Genomic DNA, 19,918 nt, shown 5'->3' with positions numbered 1-19,918 from the left:
AGCAATGGCGTCCGGACCGATGCTACAGCGATCCCGGCACCTCCCGGCCCAAGGCGCTCGGCACACCGCCTCCGCCCGCGCACACCAGTAACCCGGGGGCGGGCCGACGGGAGCTACGCCGGAGCCGGTCGTACCACGCCGTCGACGGGCCGCACCGGCTGCGCACTCACATCGAACGCGCGGGCGGCCGCTGCCGACCGGCCGCGGCTCAGCTGTCCGCGAGTTGTGCGAGTTCCTCGGCGAGGATCTTCACGGTGTCGCGGATCTGATCTTCGGTGTGGCAGGCGGTGACGAAGAAACGCAGGCGCGCAAGGTCTTCCGGCACTGCGGGATACAGGATCGGGTTGACGTTGATGCCGCGGCGCAGCAGCGCGTTCGACAGCTTCAACGTCTTCAGCGAGTCGCCCACGATGCACGGGATGATCGGCGTGTCGTGGCTGTCGCCGGTGTCGATGCCCGCGTCCCTGGCCAACTGCAGGAACAGCCGGGAGTTGTGGCGAAGGCGTTCCAGCGGGTCACCGTCGGCCCGCAACTGCCGGATCGCCGCGGCCGAGGCGGCCGCGTTCATCGGCGTCATGCCGACGCTGTAGACGAATCCGGGAGTCGTGTATTTCAGGAATCGGATCAGCTCCGCGCTGCCCGCGACATAGCCACCGCAACCGGCGAGCGCCTTCGAGGTCGTGCCCGACCACAACTCGACGTCGCCGCGATCGACGTCGAAGTATTCGCCGATGCCACCGCCGCCCGCGCCGAGCACGCCGACGCTGTGCGCCTCATCGATCATCAACAGCGCCTTGTGCTTCTTCTTCACCGCGATGATGGCGGGCAGATCGGGGATGTCGCCGTCCTGGCTGTAGACACCTTCGATCAGGATCAGCACGCGCCGGTACTGATGGCGGATCTCGGTGAGCAGTTCGTCGAGGGCGGCGTGGTCGTTGTGCGGGAACGGACGGCGGGTCGCGCCGGACAGTTTGCAGCCCTGCATGATGCTGTCGTGCGCGAGGCTGTCGTGGATCACGAGATCCTCCGGCCCGACCAGGTGCCCGATGATGGTGACGTTCGTGGAGTGGCCGCCGACCAGTGCGATGGCGTCCTCGGTGCGGAGCAGGGCCGCGAGTTCGGCCTCGAGTTCGCGATGCACCGGCTTCTCGCCGGAGAGGATCCGGCTGGCCGAGCACGAGCTGCCGTAGCGCGCCACCGCGTCCTGCACGGCGGCGATGACGGCCGGGTGACCGGACAGCCCCAGGTAGTTGTAGCTGGAGAAGTTGACCACGGAGGCGCCGTCGATGACCGAGGTGTCCTGCGTGATGCCGTCGTTGACCAAGAAGTAGGGATTGGACAACCCGAGCGTCTCGACGCCGGAGAGCCGATCGCCGATCGCCTTCACCTCCGCGAAATCGGAGATGCGGTACTCCGGCTCGACGACCACCTGGCGGGGTTCGCAGGACTCGATCACCGGGTGGCGGTCGGCCGCGTCGGGGACTTGCCCACCCAGTTGGGTCGTGACGTACGCAATCACGCCGCCGAGCGTCGTCGTGGGCGTGAACCGGGCCGGGTCGACGGTCAGTCCGGGCAGCTTGCGAATGAGCGCGGCGATCAGATCGGTCAGCATGAGCGAATCGAAACCCAGGTCGTCGCCCAAGGTTTGGGCATCGCGCAACCGATCGACCGGGAATCCGCTCACCCTTGCGAATTCCGCCCGAACCACACCGGCCACCACCGACGGGGCCATCGGCTCGTGCGCAACGGCCGACTGCCCCGCCACACGCCGCGCAGCGAGATCCTGCGCTACCACCGGCACGGCGCCCGCGGGCTGCGGTGCGGCGGACGAGGCGCCGACGAGACCGGCCAGCACGGCGTTCTGCTCGCGGAAAAGGGCGATCACGTGGTCCATGGAGGTTTCCTCGGTTGGTACGGAAGGTGTTCGGGCCGTGCACGGTTCGACCCAGAACCGGTGCTCGGTGGAGAACTCGTACCCGGGCAGCCTGCGGCGCACACGCTGGGCCGGTTCGTAGAGCCGGTCCCAGTCGGGGTCGAGCCCGTCGCGGTACAGCGCGGCGACGGTGCCGGCGAGTTCGCCGCCCGTCGCGCCGGGCCCCGGGCTGGGTGCCAGGCAACGCGCGGCCATATCCGGGCGGGCCCGGCCGACGAGCGCGGTCAGCACACGGCGCGGCCCGATCTCGACGACGTGGCTGGGCTCGGTGCCGAGGGCGATCCGGATGGCGTCGCCGAAGCGCACGGTGGCGCGGACATGTTCGGTCCAGTACTCCGCGTCCATCGCCTCGTTTTCGTCGAGCAGCCGCCCGTGCACGGTCGAGTAGAGCGGAACAGCCGGCGCCCGGTAGGTGCATTCGCGGGCAACGGCCCGGAACTGTTCGAGCACGGGCTCCATCAGTGGGCTGTGGAACGCGTGCGAAACGTTCAGCGCCTTGGCTCGTATTCCGCGCTCCGCGAGCGCGTCCCGGATCCAGCCGATCGCCGGCGCCGCGCCGGACAGCACGACCTCGCTCGGGCCGTTGACGGCGGCGAGCGCGACCTCCGGCCGGTCGGCGAGCAGCCCGGCGACGTCGGCCGGGTCCGCCCGCACGGCGAGCATCGCTCCGCCGTCGGGCAGCTGCTGCATCAGCCGTCCGCGTGCGACGACGAGCCGGCACGCGTCGTCCAGATCGAACACCCCCGCCACCGCCGCGGCCGCGAGTTCGCCGATGCTGTGCCCGATCAACCAGGTAGGGCGGACGCCCGCGTCGGCGAGCGATTTGGCCAGCGCGTACTCCATCGCGAAGATCGATGGCTGCGCGAGTTCGGTGCGGTCGATCGCGGTGTGCTCGTCGAGCATCAGCGCGCGCACCGAGCGACCGAGATGGGAGGTTATGGCCTGGTCGACCACAGTCAGCGCATCGCGGAACAACGGACTGCTCGCGTCCAGCGCGCGCGCCATTCCCGCGAATTGCGAGCCCTGTCCGGTGAACATCCAGCCGACGCTGATCGGTGCGGCGACACCGGTTTCCGCGCCGTCGCGCAGCTGCGCGATCGCCGCGTCACGATCGGCCGCGACGACGGCGAGCCGGGCGCGACCGGACGACTTGACCCGGTTGCTCGTCCAGCACAGTTGCGCGAATCGATTCTGCGGGGTCGCAGCGAGGGCATCGGCAAGGCGATGTGCGTTGCGCCGCAACCCCTCCGCGTCGTTCGCCGACAGCGTGAGCACGCCGCCGCCGGATGCCGCGGACGTCTCGGCGACGGGAGCGCTGCCCAGCACGACGTGGGCGTTGGTGCCGCCGATGCCGAAGCTGCTGACTGCCCCGTAGCCGGGGCCGTCCAGCGGCATCGGTTCGGTGAGCAGGCGCAAACCCTGCTGGGACATCCGCAGCCGCGGGTTCTCCTGCTCGGCGAACCTCGACGGAGGGACGACACCGTGCCGCAAGCTCAGGGCCACCTTCATCAGGCCCGCCACTCCCGCGGCGCCCTCGGTGTGACCGAGGTTGCCCTTGATCGACCCGATCGCGCAGGGCCTCCGCCGGTCGCGCGCGTGCAGCTGTCCCAGCGCGTTGACCTCGATCATGTCGCCGAGCACGGTCCCGGTGCCGTGGGCCTCGAGAAAGTCCACTTCCGCCGGCCGTACCCCGGCGCGCTCGCACGCCTCGCCGATCACCTGCTGCTGCGCCCACCGGTTCGGCGCCGTGATGCCGTTGCTGCGCCCATCCGAATTGACCGCGCTGCCCTTGATCACCGCGTAGATCGGCAGACCCGCCGCCTGCGCGTCGGCGAGGCGCCGTAGTACGAGCACCGCGACGCCCTCGCCGCGCACTATCCCGTCGGCGTTGCCGCTGAACGGCTTGCACCGGGCATCCGGCGCGGAGAGACCGGCCTGGGTGTAGAAGACGCCGACCGCGGGCGTGAGCACGAGGTTGACACCACCGGCGATCGCCTGATCGCATTCCCCGGAAGCCAGTGCGCCGCAAGCAAGATGGATCGCGACCAGCGAGGACGAGCAGGCCGTGTCGACCGCGACACTCGGTCCTTTCAGGTCGAACTGGTAGGACAGCCGGTTGGCGGTCATGAAGTATCCGTTGCCGGAGCCGTGCTGCGGGGTGATCGCGGCATAGTCGCTCATCTGCAAGTTGGCCCATTCGTTGGCCATCACGCCGACGTAGACCCCGGTACGCGACCCGGCTTCGGCACGCGGGTCCAGCGTCGCGTCTTCGAAGGCCCGCCAGGTGGTTTGCAGCAGCAACCGCTGTTGCGGATCCATCGTTTCGGCTTCACTCGGGGCGATGCCGAAGAAGTCGGCGTCGAACGCGTCCGCGTCGTCGAGGAAGCCTCCGCTGTGGGTGTTGATCGTGCCGGGCGCACCGGCCGGGTCGTGGAAGTCGGCGGCGTTCCAGCGGCTCGCCGGAACTTCGGAGATCACGTCTCGTCCATCGATCAGCAGCCGCCACAGCGCGGCCGGATCGGGTGCTTGCGGGAATCGGCAGTCGAGGCCGACGATGGCGATATCGGTCATGCGGCGAGGGTGAATTCGGCGGCGAGGTACGCGGCGATGTCGGCGATGGTGGGGTAGTCGAAGACCAGCACCGGGTCGACCTCGAGCGACCAGCGGTCCTCGATCTCGCCGCACAGGTTCACCGCGGAGACGGAGTCCAAGCCCAGCTCGGCGAGCGGGACGACCGGATCCACGTGGTGGGGTGCGCGTTCGGTGTAGTCTGCCACGCGCTCGATGAGCCAATCCTGGATCGTGCTCGGGCGAATGGCGGTGGTGCTGAACATGTTTCGGCTCCTCGGCTGGGGGTGGATCGGTCAGGCGGTCAGGGTCCGGCTCAGCACCGGTTCGAGATCCTCGTGCAGGACACCCGCGACGCGATCCTGGATGAACGCCTGCCGCATCGAGCTGCGCTGGACCTTGCCGCTGGTGGTGCGGTGTACCGATCGGGGCGCGACGAGAACGACATTCGGCGCGGGCACATCGAACCGGCGGGCGATCGCGATCTTGATCGCCGAGGTCAGTTCGGCGAATGTCGTGTCGCCTAGCCGCGCCGTCTTGACACCCTGCAGCACGACAAGCCGTTCGCGGCCGCCCGCGTCGACGGATACGGCGACGCCGGCGCTGTCGGCGAACGCCGGATGCAGTTCGCGGACCAGCTCCTCGATGTCCTGGGGGTAGACGTTGCGGCCGTTGATGATCAACAGATCCTTGTGGCGGCCCGCGATGAACAGCTCGTTCTCATGCAGCAGCCCGAGATCACCGGTGCGCAGAAAAGGCCCCTCGGTACCGAGGTGGGCGTCGAAGGTTTCGCGGGTCTCGTCAGCGCGGTTCCAATAGCCCGCGGCGACGCTCTCGCCGCGGATCCAGATCTCGCCGACAGTGTTCTCCGGCAGCTGTCGGCGCCGATGCGGGTCGACGATGCGGATGTCGAGGCCACGGGCCGCGGGCCCGCAGCCGACGAGCCGCGTATCGCGTCCGACGTCCAGGTAGACGGGCGCCGAAGGTACCGTTCGCGCGCTGGCGAGCAACGTCACCTCGGCGAGGCCGTAGGCCGGCCGAAACGTCGTCGGCCGCCAGCCGGCGGACGCGAACCGTTCGATCACCGCTGCCATGGTTGGCTCGCGGACCGGTTCTGCGCCGCTGATAGCGATCTCGAGGCTGCTGAGATCGAGAGCGGCCAGCTGCTCGTCGGTCACCCGGCGAGCGATCAGGTCGTAGGCGAAATTCGGTGCCGCGGTGTAGGTCGCGCGGTACTTGTCGATGGCTTGCAGCCAGCGCACCGGACGCTTGAGGAACGTCGTCGGCGCCATGAACACCAAGTTGGCACCGGCGTACACCGATCCGAGCAGCAAACCGATCAGGCCCATGTCGTGGAAGTGCGGGAGCCAACTGACACCGGTCCCAGCGGCGTTCAATCCGCCCGCGGTGATGGCGGCCTCGTTGTGCACGAGATTGCCGTGCGTCACGACCACACCCTTCGGAGTGCCGGTCGACCCTGACGTGTACTGCAGGAACGCGATCGTCGCCGCGTCGATGTCGGGCATCCGCCACGCGTCGGGATCCCCGAGCGGCTCGTCGGTCGCGATCACGGCCGCGGACGTGGCTGCTTGGACGAGCGGCTGAAAGTGCGCGGTCGTGAGCACCAATCGGGCGCCGCAATCCGCGATCACACCCGCTACTCGTCGGGCACTGCCTGCGTCGTGCGGCACGGGCGCGGGGACGGCCACGACTCCTGCGTACAGACAGCCGAGAAACGCCCGCAAGAACGCCATACCGTCGAGATAGAGAAGCACGACCGGCTCCGCCGACTCCGGACGGCCCGCGAGCCAGGCGGCGAACGCTCTGGCGTCACGGTCGAGCTCACGGTAGGTGAGGATCTCTTCACCGAGCTCGCGGCCGGTCTCACGAAGGTAGGTGTACGACCTGGTATTCCCATATTCGGCAACTTGCTGCCTCATGTGGTGAACGAAAGTCGGCTGCATCTCGTGGTTCCTTCGCGGCAATCGGGATTGGTGTCAGCTATTACTGTCCGCCGTTCACAACCGCATAACCAGGGGCCTCAGGGAGCATCCAGCAAACCCAGGGGTGGGCACCGGCCCACCCTGGGGTGGGTGGGCGCCCGCCTTTGCGCAGTTCGATAGCCGCAAATCTGTTGCGCCCTCCACACACCTCCGCCCATCGACCAGGGGACAGACGTCAGACCTACTAGTTGCTTAGCACAAGCAATTACTTTATAGTTGCATAGCGCAAGCAACTTATTTCGTCTGGAGCGGACATGGCAGTCTCACCCGATACGGCTCAGAGCCTGATCAAAGAGCTCTATCTGATGGGCCGGGCGATCCGCACCGTGCTCGCACACCCCGAGGAAGGGCAATTGCTTCCGGGTGGCATCGGGGTGCTGGGCACGCTCGAGTCCAAGGGCTCGTGCAGGCAAGTGGACCTGGCCGTGGACCTGTGCATCAGCCCGAGCGCCCTCAGCAGGCACGTCACCGAACTCGTCGCCGCGGGCTACATCAGCAGGCACGCCGATCCCACCGACGGCCGGGCCACCCTCATCCGGGTGACCGACGAAGGCCGCGATCTGCTGCACCGCGTGCGGGGGTCGCGGGCGCGGGGGTTGCAGAACGTCCTAGCGGACTGGAGCGAAGACGACGCCGAGCAGGCCTGCGTCGCCGTGCAAAAGCTTCGCGACGCACTGACCACGCACGCGCAGAGCATCGCGGTCGGCGCGCACCAGCCGGTTTCGAAAGAGAGTCAGGAAGTAGATGTCTAGTTCAGTGGAGTCGGTGACGCGACGCGACCCGTACGCGATGACCCACCGCGAAGTCCTGGAAGCGATGACGGGGCTGCTCGCGGCGTTGTTCACGGCGCTGCTGAGCACCACGATCGTCGCCACCGCGCTGCCTACCATCATCGGCGACCTCCAGGGCTCGCAGACCGCCTATACCTGGGTCATCACCTCGGCGCTGCTGGCCAACGCGGCGTCCACGCCGATCTGGGGCAAATTCGCCGACCTGTTCAACAAGAAGGCGCTGGTCCAGTCGGCCATCGTCATCTTCGTGGCCGGTTCGATCATCGCCGGATTCGCCCACAACGTCCCGCTGCTGCTGGTCGCGCGCGTCGTCCAGGGCATCGGCATGGGCGGGTTGACCGCGCTCGTCGTGGCGATCATCGGCTCCATCGTCGCCCCGCGTGAACGAGGGCGCTACTCCGGCTACATGGGCGCCGTGATGGCGGTCTCGATGTCCGGCGGACCGATCCTCGGCGGTGTCATCGTCGACAGCCCGCTGGGCTGGCGCTGGTGCTTCTTCGTGTGCGTGCCGCTGGCCGTGATCGCGTCGGCGCTGGTGCAGCGGACGCTGCGGCTTCCCACCGATCGCAAGGACGGGGTGTCGATCGACTGGCTCGGTGCGGCACTGCTCACCAGCGGTGTGTCGGTGCTGCTCATCTGGGTGTCGTTCGCCGGAAAAGCCGGCTACTACCACTGGATCTCGCCCGAATCGGCGATCTATGTCGGTTCCGGCGTACTGCTGCTGATCGCGACGGTGTGGGTCGAGTCCCGCGCCGAGTCGCCGATCATCCCGCTGCCGATCGTCACCGAACGCACTACGGGCCTGGCGATCATCGCCTCCATCGCGGTCGGTATCGGCATGTTCGGCGCGACCACTTTCCTGGGCCAGTACTTCCAGACCGCGCGCGGCTACTCCCCGACCGCGGCCGGCGTGCTGACCATCCCACTCGTGGCAGGCATGCTGATCGCCTCGGTCGGCTCCGGCCAGCTGATCACCCGGCGCGGCAAGTGGAAGGGTTTCGTGGTCACCGGAGCCGCGCTGCTGGTGGCCGGATTCGGGCTGCTCTCGACGATCGACCACGCGACGAGCCTGTGGCTGGTCGGCGCGTACATCACCGTCGTCGGGCTCGGCGTCGGAATGATGATGCAGAACCTCGTTCTGGCCGTGCAGAACACGGTGAGCGTGCACAACATCGGCGCCGCGTCGAGCAGTGTCGCCTTCTTCCGCACCTTCGGCGGCGCCATCGGAGTCTCGGTGCTGGGGTCGGTCTTGGCCGGCCGGGTCAGCGAGTTGTCCGCGAAGGGGTTCTCCGAACTCGGCATCCGGACCGAGTCCTCCGGCGGCAGCAATCTGGACCTGGACGCTCTGCCCGCGCCGATCGCGACCATCGTGCGCGCCTCCTACGGTGACGCGACCGGGCGGATCTTCTTGATCGCGGCGGCCGCGACGGTTGTCGCACTCGTCGCGGCGGCGCTGGTGCCGAACCGGCCGCTGCGCCGCACGATCGACCTCGATCCGGCCGTCGATCCTGTGCGGCAGAACGCGCACACCGTCAAGGAACCGGCTCTGCTCGACTGAGCTACCGTTCCACGCGCAGAGCCCCGACGCTGTCGGGGCTCTGCGGCGCCCGTCGTCGGCACGACGGCGAAATCAGTACGGCGGGCGCTCGGCGGTGCGCAGATCAACGGTCGTCGCCGAGGTCAGGGCGACGGCCAGGCAGCGCAACTCGCCGGGAATCAACACCGATCGGATCGCACCCTGGAAACACTCCAGCACCGCGCCGTCGGACCACCGCACGTCGTAGCGGTACCAGCACCGGCCTCCGCCCCCGGCGCGCTGGATGTCGCGTTCGACCCGGACGGCCAGTTCGGTGAGCGCGGCCCGGACCTGACTCGGCGCGCCGGTGCTGGCGATCTTCCACCACGGCCGATTGAAGTAACCTGGCTCGGAGATCTCGACCAGGTAGAGCAACGGCATCCCCACGACGTCGGAGGCGGTCATACCGCTCAGACTGCCCCAAAACGGACTGGACGGATGGTTGAAACGCCGGGTGTCATCAAGGCGATACCGACTTCCCGGCGCTGACCGAGTCACGATCCGAGGCAGTCCAGAAGCCGGCTCGGACCGACCACCTCCGCCCCGAGCGCCGCCACGCGGTCACGGAGCCCCCGGTCCGCCGTCACCACCGTGATCGAGCGGCGGCCGTCCTGCGCGCGAGCCGCGGCCACCACATCGACGATCGCGTCATCGCCCGAACCGTCCGCCAACACCACGATCACGCCGCCGGGTTCCGGATCCGCCGCGTCGACCGCGGCCTTCGCCGCTCCCTCCAGCACCACGACCACCTCGGCGGGCTCGGCCAGCTGGTCCCGCAGCCGCGGCATCCGCGCGAGCAGGCGCCGGGCAGCGCCGGAGCGATCACGCCACCACCCGTCGGGCCGCGAACCGACGACATTCGCGGCGTCCACCACGATCAGCGCGACGCCGTCCGCTGCCACTGTCTCACTCTCCTCCCACGGTGAGCACCGCACCGGTAGCGGCGTCGGCCGCCGGGGGCCGAGCCGCCCGCACCGCGGCGAGCGCGTTCAGCCTGCCGTACCCGTACTTGTCGCTGCGCCCGTCCGCGCCATAGCCGCCGCCCTGCGGGTCGATCTTGTCGCAGGCGCCCTTCAGCAGGTCCTTCACCGCGTTCCAGGCCAGATCCGGATTGACCGACAGCATCAGCGCCACCACCCCGGCGGCGCCAGGGCACGCGCTGGAGGTGCCGCCGAAGTCGTTGGTGTAGTCGCCCGCCGCGTCCCCGGATGCCGTCTTACCGGGGTTGTAGCCGTCCTTTCCGTGCCGGTCCACGGTCCAGACCCCGGGTGTCAGGGCATCAGGGTGGTCGAAGGGGCGGTGCCCGAAATCGCTGCTGGGGAACGCGCACCACACCGCCTTGCCGAAATCGCTGTAGACACTGCGTGTGCCGGTGTCGTTACAGGCCGCGACCGCGATCACCTTCCCGAAACTCGCGTAGCCGTCGTTGTCGACGGATTCGTTGCCGTTGCCCGCCGCGAACAGCACCACGCAGCCCTTGCCGTCGCGTCCGGCGGTGACGGCGTGCTCGATCGCCAACCGGGTGCTCGCCGGCAGCGCCGCCACCCGGTCGTGCACCGGATCGTTCGGCTGGAACCACTTGCCGTCGGCCGGCCCCCAGCTGCACGAGATCACGTCGGCGCCGTGATCGGCGGCCCACGCGAAAGCGTCCGCCTCGGCCTGCGAGCCGAGCCCGGAGGCGAGCCGGATCGGCATCAGCGCGGCCTCCGGCGCCACCCCGGATGCTCCGGCCGTGCCGTTGGCGCAGGCCACGCCCGCGCACGCGGTGCCGTGGTTGTCACCGTTGTCGGGGCCGGTGCCGAAGGTGTCCTTGGGCCGCGGATCGCTGGTCTTCGCTGTGACATCCCGTGGCGCGACGATCTTCGCGGCGCCGGCGAACTCGGGGTGGTCGATGTCGACGCCGTCATCGATGACGGCGATCGTCACCCCGGCGCCGCGGGTGACCGCGTGCGCGGCTTCCACTCCCGCATGCGCGTCGATCGTGACACCACCGATGGTGGTCTTCTTCAGATGCCACTGCTGAGGGAAGATCGCCTTCCTGGCCCGGCGCCGGATCAGTTCCGGATGGCAGTACTCGACGTCATCGCGGCTCAGCAGGGAATTGGCGATGTCGAAGACCTCCTGGCCGGTGCCCTCGGGAGCCGCTGTGAAGTAGGCGTTGGTCGCATACGAAACCGACTGCTTCACAGTCAGGTTCGCCGCGTCCAGGACGGCGCGGCAATGCTGGTCGTCGACGCGGTCGACGAACTTCACGAAGATGTTCTCCGTGTAGAGCACCGGTTCCCCGGTGCCCGGGTCCACCAGGACATGTCCGGCGAACCGCACTTCCGGCGCGGCATCGAGCACCGGCTTGCGTTCCTCCACCGACCTCGAGCCCGCGGGCAGCCGATAGACCTCGACCCCGGCCTCGGGGTATGCCTGCACCAGTGTCGCGTCCTCGAGTTCACCACTCAGCGGTGTGCGCACCGATCCCGACTGGCGCCGGATCCCGCGACCACTGTGCGTGCGCACCACGATCAGATCGGGACTCTGCTCGAGCTCGAAGCCGGGATCATCCTTCGTACCGAAATTCGCGGTGGGCATAGTGATCTCCTTCGTCGTGGGGACCCGAGCACCAACTATGACCCGCACTCCGGCCAACACGAAATCCCGAGTAGCGCGGGTGCTCGCGCCCAGCGCCGCGCACCCGCTCGGGTCGTCCTGCCTACCGCACACCGGCGGCGAAGAGGCTCGGTTCGAGTGGGCCCACGAGTAACCGGCCGACCGGGGATTCTCGCCGCGAATCCGGAGTCTGGATCCACGGCGAGTCCCGGCCGCCGGCTGCGAACGACCGGCGCGCGGACGGGCCGAGCGAACGGTCAGCGGAAGGCCCGCCGGTACGCCTGAGGCGTCACTCCCACGGTTTTGCGAAAGACCTTCCGGAACGCGGCCACCGAAGCGAACCCCGTTCGATCGGTGATGCACTCCATCGTGAGGATGGTCGTCTCGAGCAGCTCCTGCGCCTTGCGCACCCGGGCGGTCTGAAGCCACTCGTTCGGCGTCATCCGGACCTGCTCTTGAAAACGCCGGATCAGCGTGCGCTTGCTGACTCCGGCCCGCTCCGCGAGATCCAGCACAGTGATCTTCTCACCGAGCATCGTGTCCGCCCACTCCAATGTGGGATTGATGGACTTGCTGTCCGCCTCCGAGCGCGGGCGTTCCGCGATGAACTGTGCCTGCCCCCCGTCGCGGGTCAGCGGCATCACCGAGAGCCGGGCGGTAGCCGCCGCCACCGCGGTCCCGTAATCCCGCCGAACCATGTGGAGGCACAGATCCAGCCCAGCCGCGGCACCGGCCGAAGTCAGGATGCACCCGCTGTCCACATACAGCACCGTGGGATCCACTCGCACCCGGGGATAGCTCCGCGACAACTCGGCGGCGGCCATCCAATGTGTCGTCGCTCGTCTCCCGTCGAGCAGTCCGACCGAGGCGAGAGTGAACGCGCCCAGGCAAATCGATGCCACCCTCGCCCCACGCTCGTGGGCGCGAACCAACGCCCTTCGCAAGCGATCCGACGGCCGGGACCGGTAACTCATCGATCCCGGCACGATGATCGTTCCGGCCTCCTCCTCGAGATAATCGAGGTCGCGCAGACACGAGATCCCGAAGAACTTCGACGGAACGTCGGAGCGCACGCCGCAAACCTCCACCTCGTACGCCGGAGTGCCGTCCTCCTGCACGGCCCGGCCGAAGATCTCGATGGGAACCGAGAGGTCGAACGGAATCACGTCGTCGACCGCCAGTACAGCCAATGACCTCATGTCGCCGACCTAGTCGACCTGCTGATCCGCTTCCGGCCCGACGACCACCAACCCGGCGCGAATCAAGCGCTTCAAGGCCCGTCCCTGCAACACCGACAGCTGTGGCGCCAGCTCCGACCAGCGCGCGGCACCGCGGTTCAGCGTTTCCCACAGTTCTTCGCCCCCGTCCCGCTCCAGGCACCGCACCTCGATGCCCGGGTCGGCCGCGGAGTAGATCCGGTGGCAGGGCACCGGATCGGCGAGCGGCGACGGCGCGGCGTAACTGTTGGCGATGGGATCTCGCCAGTACATGGCCAGCCCTTCGCGTGCTGCCTGCGGAATCTCGAACGGCGGCGACATGCCTTTGAAGCCCGGGATGTCCGCTGCCAGACCCGCGCGAATCCGTGCGTCAGGAGACAGCGCCACCATGTCGCCCGGTCCCAAGTCCACCGCGTCGGCCGCGGTGAAGGCTCGGAGGTAGGGCCCTTCGGTGGCGAGGTCACGCGGATCGCGAGTCCCCTTCGTCATGATGTTCAGCAGGTCGGGCACCAGCGCGGTGTTCAACAGCGCCTGGAACGTCCCCTCGGTGGCGTTGTCGACCCCGACTCGCCGGCCCTGGGCGCTCCAGTACGGGCTCTCGGGATGCGAACGCGAGATCTCGTGGTACCACTGGTCGATACTGAGGGCCCACGTCTCCGCCATGCCGCGCCACTCGACGTCGTAATCACGCCAGAGGTCCTCCTTGGACTGCTCGTCCAGCTCCTGGTCGAAGGTCTTCCGAAGGACCAGCGCGGCCGCCCAGGCTTGCGTGACGGCGAACGACATCCCCGAGGAGAACAGCGGATCCACGAAGTAGGACGCGTCCCCGACCGCCATCCAGCGATCCGAGTACGAACCGAAACACTCGCTGACGCGGGAGTAGTTGGTGGCCGTCAGCATCTCGGCACGAACCGGCTCGGCATCCGCGACCAGATCCCGCAGCACCGGAATCGATTTGATCGTCTTCAGGAAGATGTCCGGATCACGCAGATCCACCCGGGCGATCGACTCCGGGTTGGTCACGATGCCGATCGACCACACGTTCTCCCGGACGCCGTCGACCAGGCGAGGCGTCGGGATGTACCACACCCAGCCGTGTTCGAAGGCCACCGCGTAGATCGGCGACAGGTCGTCGGCGCGAAAGACGTTCCAGTCACCGTCCGCCCGCTGCGCTGGCACGCAGTTGCGGTAGTGCGACCAGACGGCCACATTGCGGTAGTCCGACAGCCATTGCTTGTCCCGCTGTGAACCACGGGCCGCGACCTGATTCGCCCGGCCGGACGCGTCGACGAAATAGCCTGCCCTGATCTCGGTTCCGTCTTCCAGCACGATCGTGGCGTCCGATTCGCCGGGAAGGAACCGTACGATCCGAACACCTTGGAAGACGTGTGCGCCAGAGGCTTCGGCGTGGTCCAGCAATACGGTGTCGAATTCGGCGCGATTCACGTGCACCGACCAGCGGTACACGCCGTCGATCAGGTAGTCCGAGTGCTCGAAGAAGCCCACGAACGGCCGATCCGTGTCCCACTGATAGATTCCGCCGAACTTCTGGATCCAGCACTCGCTCGCGAGCACCTTTTCCAGAGCGCCACTGGCTTGCAGAACCGGCACCAATGGGTGCGCTCCGGATTCGCCGATGTGTTCGCGCGGGAACACCTCGCGGTCGAAGACCGCCACCCGCAGATCGGTCTCGCGGCAGAGTATGGCGGCGAGGGTGGACCCTGCGGGACCACCGCCCATGATCACGACGTCGTACTCGCTCGCTGGTCGTGAGTTCGATGTAGCCATTGATAGTCCTCTCTAATGGCCGATAGCTCAGATGATCTGGATGCGCTGCAGATGCCGGGATACCGACCCGGTGAACGCATTTCTGCCGTGCAGCAGCGCGTGGTTCTCGGCCACGACGATGTCGCCGGTCTGCCATTCGTGGGCGTAGCAGTAGCGCGCGTCGTGCAGCCGCTCACGCAAGTCCTCCATGACGCGCACGCCGTCCTCGGCCGAAATGCCGTCGACGGTCAAGAACAGCGGATTGGCGTATCGCGCGGGGTCCAACGGCTCGGCGTATCTGATCGTCGTCTCGCCGGTGGCCGGATGGGTACCGAGCAACGGCCATTCGGCGAGGCCGCCATAATGCGCGAGCTTGTCCGTCCGGTACGTGATGGTGGCGCGGGCCCACAGCTCTTTCAGGTCTTCGGGCGCTTCCCGATAGACCTGGACGCTGTCACAGAACACGGTCTCGCCACCGGCGCCCTCCCCTTGCACACATTGGAAGAGGAAGAATCGCGGCACCTGCTCGGCGAACGCGCCGTCCCAGTGGAATGGGACATCGCCTCGGTCGAACAAGTAGTTCTCGGGCGTGTCCCGCACCACCAGATCGAGAATCGAGCCGAAGTTCCACTGCAGGATCTCTCCCGCGGCGCGACAGTAGTTCTCCAGTTCCGCCTTGCCGAGCAGGCCGAATTCGCGGAGTACGACCACTTTCGCGCCGAGCGCGAGTGCGAGCAGTTCTTCGATCGGCACGTCCGCGAGCGTCTGTCCCTGCGCCGGGGACGTCACCTGGCGGCCGAACGGGCGCAGCCGCTCTCCCTCCAGCAGTGCTTCGTTCAAACTTCTGGTCATGAGCTTCCTTACGCTCGCTGTGATTCGGTCTCCGGCGCCGCACCGAGGACGAAATGACTGGGACGGCTGTTGCGCCAGACCAGGCGAGCACCCAGTTCCTCGGCCTGCATCCGCTTGACCAGCGTGTAGTTCGTTCCGTCGTCGAGCACCACGCCGTGCCACGGGGTCAGCCAGCTGTCCTGCGTGCGCAGGAGGTGAAATCCGATCTTCTCGGAGTGATTCGCCTGCGGATGGATCGACAGCCGCACCGCTTCGGGGAAGGTCTCCCCCATCAGCCGGCTCCACGCCTGACTGCGCTGTACCACTTCGTACGCCGTCTCCTTCGACCGGTTCCGCCGCTGCGTGGCGGACAGCTCGGGCATCAGCACCGCGTTGTCCTCGACCATGAAGCGATGGATTCCGTTGAACATCCGCCGGGCGGCGGGCTCGGTCCGGACCGCCTCGCGCAGCACGTCGATCCCGTCGGAGAATTCCTTCAGCAGGCGCTGCCTGCGTTCGTCCCAACCCATTTCCGGCATGGCGTCACGCAATCCGTAGAGGCCGATGGAACCGCCTCCGGTCGAGCGGATCACGCGACGGAGCTCGTCGCCGTAGTGGTCGACGTGTATGTCCGGAATTCCCAGCGTGTCACTGAACACATGGCCGTCGGAACAGATGGTCACGATGGCGCCCGGCCGGTACACGGCCGAGATCTGGTCGCAGAAACCTTGCAGGGACTCGATTGCCAGGACCTCCGCCATGTCGGGCAGATGGCCCAGCGTCTTGCGGCGGTTCCGCGACTTCGCCGGAAAGGCGGGGATGATGAAGTGGACCGGCAATCCGAGCTGGATGTAGCGGATCACCTTGGTCAGGTGCGGTGCGAAGCACTCCGCACAGGGGGCGAGGTCGCACACCGCCCCCGGCTCGGCACTTCGCCTGCGCGCGAAGACCATACCGAGTATTCGGGTGGCGACCGACCCGACGTCATGGTCGGGTCCGGCGTGGGCGTCTCGGCGCCCGAGTTCGCTGACGCGCTCGGACCCATTGTCGACAGTCGTACTCATTACTACCTTCCTGACACCCGACAAAACGAGCGCACACAAGCGGACCGCACGGCGAAATTCCGCTATGAACGCGGATCGAGCCGTCGGTGAGCTGCTGCGATCAGAAACGTCAGAGTAAGAACGAAAGTAGGAACCGGATTCCAGCGGAAACCCAGGATCGGCGAGCCCCGATGCTCAGAGCCAAATCCGAGTCACGCAGTTCATTGATCGAACACCCCCCACGTCTATAACCGGTTCCGTGGTTAGAACTCTTCCAGGATACCGCCGCCGAGACAGGGAGGCAACCAAATAGACTCACGACCGAAACACGAAATAGATTCGGAGGCCCATGGCAACGCCACGAGCCTCCGAACAAGTATCGAGTTGTTGTCGAGCGTCGCCCGGACCGGCTAATTCACCACCTGTTCCACGACAACCGGTCGTCGTTTCGGCCGAGCGAAACGGCGCATCGCGGGAGATTCCACGAAGGTGAACAACAACCATGCGGCGAAGATATTGAGACAGAACAGGAGCACGATCAGCAGCACCGCGACCGGCGCGCTGAACGTGGCGGCCCCCATCGCGCGACGGACGTAGAACACCGTCACGCCTTGACAGATGTAGAAGGCGAACGAGATCTCGCCTAGCCAGACGGCGAGCCGGCTGGACAGGAACCTGGAGCTCCCGTCCAGGTCGGACTTCGCCGCCGAGCCGATCAGCAACGCGAGCGGAACGGCCGTCGCCAGCACGAAGCCGATGTAGAACGGCGTGTACATGGCCACCAGATATCCCACGCCGACCCCGCCCACCGCTGCCCAGAGGGGGATCCGTATCCATCGCCCTTCCATCACGATGCGCGCCACGAACACGCCGAGAAAGAATTCGAACAGACGCGACGGCGGGAATAGATATCCGAACCACAATTGCAGCACGGGTATGGGCGTGAGTTCCGATTTCTCGGAGCTCGGCACGACGAATACCGTCAGCAGGACGATCAGGCACATGCCGGCCACCATGGCCGCGGCGCCGTACCACAGATATTTCACGTCGATGCGCAGCACCGCCGGTATCAGGAAGGGGAACAGAACATAGAACAGGAGCTCACAGGACAATGTCCACGACGGCGTATTGACCCCCGCGTTGATATAGTTCTGCGGGAACCAGGCATGGATCAAGAAGATATTGGGCAGCCATGCCTTCCACGACGTGATCGCCGCTGCGAAGAGCACCATCGACGCTACCCATAGCGTCAGGTGGTTGGGGAATATCTTGACCATACGTCGCCGGATGAACTGCAGTTTGCTCGATCCCGGCTTCCACGACCAGGTCAGCACGAAGCCGCTCAAGATGAAGAAGAACGACACCCCAAGGAACCCGGCTTTCCCGACCACCACCGCCGCGTTGTACGCGATATCCGGATCGGAGAACAGGTTGACCGGCTTGTAGGGCGGTATCGGTGAGTTCGGCAGCATCACATGGAAGATGAATACCGAGAACGCCGCGAAGAACCGCAGTCCGGTCAAGGACGGCAGCCGTTTGCGATTGTCGACTTCCATCACCGATCAGCCCAACCCTACGATGAACGGGAACTCCGGTCTGCCGCCGAGCACGAAGGCGCCGGTCGACTGGATCACCTGGTCGTGCGCGATGATGTGCCGGACCATCGTGTTCGTATCGCGCAGCCAGATATCGAGCGGATTCGGCCGGTAGATCGACTCGGTGCCCACCAGCTCGCACAGGCGAGAGAGGATTCGTTGCGCGGCGCGGAAGGCATTGGTCCTGGCCAGCGCGGTCGCGATCCGCAGATCCGTGGGCAGGTCCACGAAACGGTTGCCGTCCAACGCGTTCCACAGCTCCGCGATGGTGTTGACGACAGCGCCGCGCGCGACGATGTACTCCATCTCGCACTCACCGAGCAGATATTGGGCGCGGTAGTTGTCCGCCCACTTCTGCCCCGTCGCGGCCACTACTTTTCCGTCCGCGACATCGCGCACGTAGTCCAACGCCGCACGGGCCGTCCCCAGCGGCACTCCCGGCATGATCCGGGCCAGTGCCTCCGGCTCGGCCAGTTTCCCGCTGCAGCTCTTCGGTTCCCCGAACGCGAAGGAATGGCGCTCGGGGACGAACAGGTCCTCGACGGCGTAGTCATTGCTTCCGCTGCCGCGCAGGCCCGTGGTGTCCCAGGTGTCGAACACCGCGACCTGATCGCGGCGCATGTAGAACAGCCGAACGACCGGCTTACCGTCCGGGGTCTGCTCCACCTTGCCCTCCGATGTCACGAACGCGCCACCGATGACCAGGTCCGCGTGCGTGATCGCGCTTCCGAACTTCCATCGTCCCGTCAGCCGGTAACCATCGATGACCCGCTCGGCGCGGGCGGCCGGGAAGATCAGTCCCGCGGTGATCAGGTCCTGCGTCGGCATCAGCTCCGCGATGGCCTGTTCGTCGAGATAGCCGGCATAGATGCCGGTGGCGGCGCCGATCATGGCACACCAGCCGGTCGCGGTGTCGCCGTAGGACAGCGCCTCGACGATTTCCAGTTGCTCGAGCGAGGTCAAGCCGGGGCCGCCGATCTCAGCGCTGAAACACATACGGTAGACACCGATTTCGCGAAGCCGCTCGACGATGTCCACCGGGAGCCGGCGCTCGGCATCGATCTCACTGCGACGCGCGGCCAAATCGGGGGCCAGCGACCGGACCGCCGTCAGCAAGGAGGTCGCCGAAATTGTTGCTGCAGTCATTTTCCCAATTCCTAAGCCAGAGAAGTTGCGTGCGATTCCGGGCGCTCTCGCATGAGCAGCTCGATCGCCGATGTGGTCTGCTCGGGTCCGAGAGCCGAGTAACCGCCGTCCACCGTCCACTCGGCGCCGGTCACGAAGCTCGCCTTGGACGAGGTGAGAAAGGCGACCACCTCGCCGATCTCGCGGGCGTCGGCCGCCCTGCCCAGCATGTGGAACCGCGAGGCCACCGCATCGGTGCGGGCCCGGTCTCCTTCGGTGACCTCGTCCATCACGCGGGACCAGGTCCAGCCCGGCGAGACACTGTTCACCCGGATCCCGTCGCCGGCGTACTCCAGCGCGAGACTGCGGGTCAGCTGCAGCATCCCCGCCTTGCTGACCGGGTATCGAATCCGCCCCGCCTGAGCGATGCGTCCGCTGGGAGACGCGAAATTGACGATGGAACCCGCCGTGTCCCGTAGCTGGCTGCGCGCCTGCTCGCACAACATCGCCGCGCCGACCACATTGGTGTTCAGCACGTCGAGCCACTGTGCCCGCGCATCCCCGCCGGGCCCGTCGTCGCCGTAGACGCAGGCGATGTTGACCAGAACATCGATTCGTCCGTACCGCTCGACCGCGGCGGCGACGAACGACCTGATCGACGCGTCGCTGCGCACATCGAGGGGCACGAAGACGGCTCGGTCGCCGATCGCGGCGGCCGCCCCCTTCCCCCCGTCCGTATCTATGTCACCCAGTACGACATTCGCGGAATATTCAGCGAAGACACCAGCGACTTCAGCTCCGATGATGGTTGCCGCACCGGTTACGAGTACCGTCTTACCTTCGAACAACGTCGACTCCCCTCGGCTGA

General features: G+C 67.0%; 15 protein-coding genes. 2 read left to right on the top strand and 13 right to left on the bottom strand.

The window, feature by feature from the left end; genetic code table 11:
- Positions 1 to 208: 208 nt before the first annotated feature.
- From ON19_RS37385 to ON19_RS37375, 3 genes are read right to left on the bottom strand one after another with little or no spacing between them, the layout of a single operon-like run.
- Positions 209 to 4,504, bottom strand: a complete 4,296-nt coding sequence (locus ON19_RS37385) for a type I polyketide synthase (protein ID WP_043704175.1) — start codon at positions 4,502 to 4,504, stop codon at positions 209 to 211.
- Complete coding sequence (locus ON19_RS37380; RefSeq protein WP_043704173.1) at positions 4,501 to 4,767, bottom strand: acyl carrier protein; 267 nt, start codon at positions 4,765 to 4,767, stop codon at positions 4,501 to 4,503. The genes ON19_RS37385 and ON19_RS37380 overlap by 4 nt, the downstream gene beginning before the upstream one ends.
- A 30-nt stretch (positions 4,768 to 4,797) precedes the next feature.
- Positions 4,798 to 6,441, bottom strand: a complete 1,644-nt coding sequence (locus ON19_RS37375) for a fatty acyl-AMP ligase (protein WP_227954889.1) — start codon at positions 6,439 to 6,441, stop codon at positions 4,798 to 4,800.
- Positions 6,442 to 6,758: 317 nt separating this feature from the next.
- On the opposite strand from ON19_RS37375, the gene ON19_RS37370 reads away from it, so the two are divergent.
- Together ON19_RS37370 and ON19_RS37365 are read left to right on the top strand one after the other, a co-directional pair.
- On the top strand, positions 6,759 to 7,256 hold the full coding sequence (locus ON19_RS37370; RefSeq protein ID WP_043704167.1) for a MarR family winged helix-turn-helix transcriptional regulator: 498 nt from the start codon (positions 6,759 to 6,761) through the stop codon (positions 7,254 to 7,256).
- Positions 7,249 to 8,853, top strand: coding sequence for an MDR family MFS transporter (locus ON19_RS37365; protein ID WP_043704165.1), 1,605 nt, complete (start codon positions 7,249 to 7,251; stop codon positions 8,851 to 8,853). Before ON19_RS37370 ends, ON19_RS37365 begins: the two co-directional genes overlap by 8 nt.
- 72 nt (positions 8,854 to 8,925) lie before the next feature.
- On the opposite strand, the gene ON19_RS37360 is transcribed toward ON19_RS37365, so the two are convergent.
- The 10 genes from ON19_RS37360 to ON19_RS37315 all read right to left on the bottom strand — a co-directional run bounded on the left by ON19_RS37360 (position 8,926) and on the right by ON19_RS37315 (position 19,898).
- The gene (locus tag ON19_RS37360) at positions 8,926 to 9,276 is read right to left on the bottom strand and encodes a hypothetical protein (protein WP_043704163.1); all 351 of its coding nucleotides are present in this window, start codon (positions 9,274 to 9,276) and stop codon (positions 8,926 to 8,928) included.
- Positions 9,277 to 9,365: 89 nt separating this feature from the next.
- Positions 9,366 to 9,773: a PIN domain-containing protein gene (locus ON19_RS37355; RefSeq protein ID WP_043704159.1), complete on the bottom strand. Its 408-nt coding sequence runs from the start codon at positions 9,771 to 9,773 to the stop codon at positions 9,366 to 9,368.
- A gap of 4 nt (positions 9,774 to 9,777) precedes the next feature.
- The gene (locus tag ON19_RS37350) at positions 9,778 to 11,454 is read right to left on the bottom strand and encodes a S8 family peptidase (RefSeq protein WP_051169752.1); all 1,677 of its coding nucleotides are present in this window, start codon (positions 11,452 to 11,454) and stop codon (positions 9,778 to 9,780) included.
- Positions 11,455 to 11,729: 275 nt separating this feature from the next.
- Positions 11,730 to 12,671, bottom strand: a complete 942-nt coding sequence (locus ON19_RS37345; RefSeq protein ID WP_043704155.1) for a GlxA family transcriptional regulator — start codon at positions 12,669 to 12,671, stop codon at positions 11,730 to 11,732.
- 9 nt (positions 12,672 to 12,680) lie between these two features.
- Positions 12,681 to 14,477, bottom strand: coding sequence for an NAD(P)/FAD-dependent oxidoreductase (locus ON19_RS37340; protein ID WP_051169751.1), 1,797 nt, complete (start codon positions 14,475 to 14,477; stop codon positions 12,681 to 12,683).
- A 27-nt stretch (positions 14,478 to 14,504) separates the two neighbouring features.
- Positions 14,505 to 15,308 (bottom strand): TauD/TfdA dioxygenase family protein, encoded by an 804-nt coding sequence (locus tag ON19_RS37335; RefSeq protein WP_043704150.1) that lies wholly within the window; start codon positions 15,306 to 15,308, stop codon positions 14,505 to 14,507.
- Between the two features lie 8 nt (positions 15,309 to 15,316).
- Positions 15,317 to 16,351, bottom strand: a complete 1,035-nt coding sequence (locus ON19_RS37330) for an L-tyrosine/L-tryptophan isonitrile synthase family protein (protein WP_051169750.1) — start codon at positions 16,349 to 16,351, stop codon at positions 15,317 to 15,319.
- 389 nt (positions 16,352 to 16,740) lie between these two features.
- Entirely contained in the window at positions 16,741 to 17,886 is a 1,146-nt protein-coding gene (locus ON19_RS37325) for an acyltransferase family protein (RefSeq protein ID WP_043704146.1), read from the bottom strand.
- Positions 17,887 to 17,892: 6 nt separating this feature from the next.
- Positions 17,893 to 19,071: an acyl-CoA dehydrogenase family protein gene (locus tag ON19_RS37320; protein ID WP_043704142.1), complete on the bottom strand. Its 1,179-nt coding sequence runs from the start codon at positions 19,069 to 19,071 to the stop codon at positions 17,893 to 17,895.
- Positions 19,072 to 19,082: 11 nt separating this feature from the next.
- Entirely contained in the window at positions 19,083 to 19,898 is an 816-nt protein-coding gene (locus ON19_RS37315; RefSeq protein ID WP_051169749.1) for an SDR family oxidoreductase, read from the bottom strand.
- Between the last annotated feature and the right edge of the window lie 20 nt (positions 19,899 to 19,918).

The sequence above is a fragment of the Nocardia abscessus NBRC 100374 genome, assembly GCF_000308455.1.
GTDB classification, from domain to species: domain Bacteria; phylum Actinomycetota; class Actinomycetes; order Mycobacteriales; family Mycobacteriaceae; genus Nocardia; species Nocardia abscessus.
This window is presented reverse-complemented; position numbering and strand designations above follow the sequence as displayed.

What these genes read in the sequence shown, in the direction of transcription:
- ON19_RS37385 (WP_043704175.1), bottom strand. Translation starts at nt 4,504, where the DNA reads ATGACCGATATCGCCATCGTCGGCCTCGACTGCCGATTCCCGCAAGCA.
- ON19_RS37380 (WP_043704173.1), bottom strand. Translation starts at nt 4,767, where the DNA reads ATGTTCAGCACCACCGCCATTCGCCCGAGCACGATCCAGGATTGGCTC.
- ON19_RS37375 (WP_227954889.1), bottom strand. Translation starts at nt 6,441, where the DNA reads ATGAGGCAGCAAGTTGCCGAATATGGGAATACCAGGTCGTACACCTAC.
- ON19_RS37370 (WP_043704167.1), top strand. Translation starts at nt 6,759, where the DNA reads ATGGCAGTCTCACCCGATACGGCTCAGAGCCTGATCAAAGAGCTCTAT.
- ON19_RS37365 (WP_043704165.1), top strand. Translation starts at nt 7,249, where the DNA reads ATGTCTAGTTCAGTGGAGTCGGTGACGCGACGCGACCCGTACGCGATG.
- ON19_RS37360 (WP_043704163.1), bottom strand. Translation starts at nt 9,276, where the DNA reads ATGACCGCCTCCGACGTCGTGGGGATGCCGTTGCTCTACCTGGTCGAG.
- ON19_RS37350 (WP_051169752.1), bottom strand. Translation starts at nt 11,454, where the DNA reads ATGCCCACCGCGAATTTCGGTACGAAGGATGATCCCGGCTTCGAGCTC.
- ON19_RS37345 (WP_043704155.1), bottom strand. Translation starts at nt 12,671, where the DNA reads ATGAGGTCATTGGCTGTACTGGCGGTCGACGACGTGATTCCGTTCGAC.
- ON19_RS37340 (WP_051169751.1), bottom strand. Translation starts at nt 14,477, where the DNA reads ATGGCTACATCGAACTCACGACCAGCGAGCGAGTACGACGTCGTGATC.
- ON19_RS37335 (WP_043704150.1), bottom strand. Translation starts at nt 15,308, where the DNA reads ATGACCAGAAGTTTGAACGAAGCACTGCTGGAGGGAGAGCGGCTGCGC.
- ON19_RS37330 (WP_051169750.1), bottom strand. Translation starts at nt 16,351, where the DNA reads ATGAGTACGACTGTCGACAATGGGTCCGAGCGCGTCAGCGAACTCGGG.
- ON19_RS37325 (WP_043704146.1), bottom strand. Translation starts at nt 17,886, where the DNA reads ATGGAAGTCGACAATCGCAAACGGCTGCCGTCCTTGACCGGACTGCGG.
- ON19_RS37320 (WP_043704142.1), bottom strand. Translation starts at nt 19,071, where the DNA reads ATGACTGCAGCAACAATTTCGGCGACCTCCTTGCTGACGGCGGTCCGG.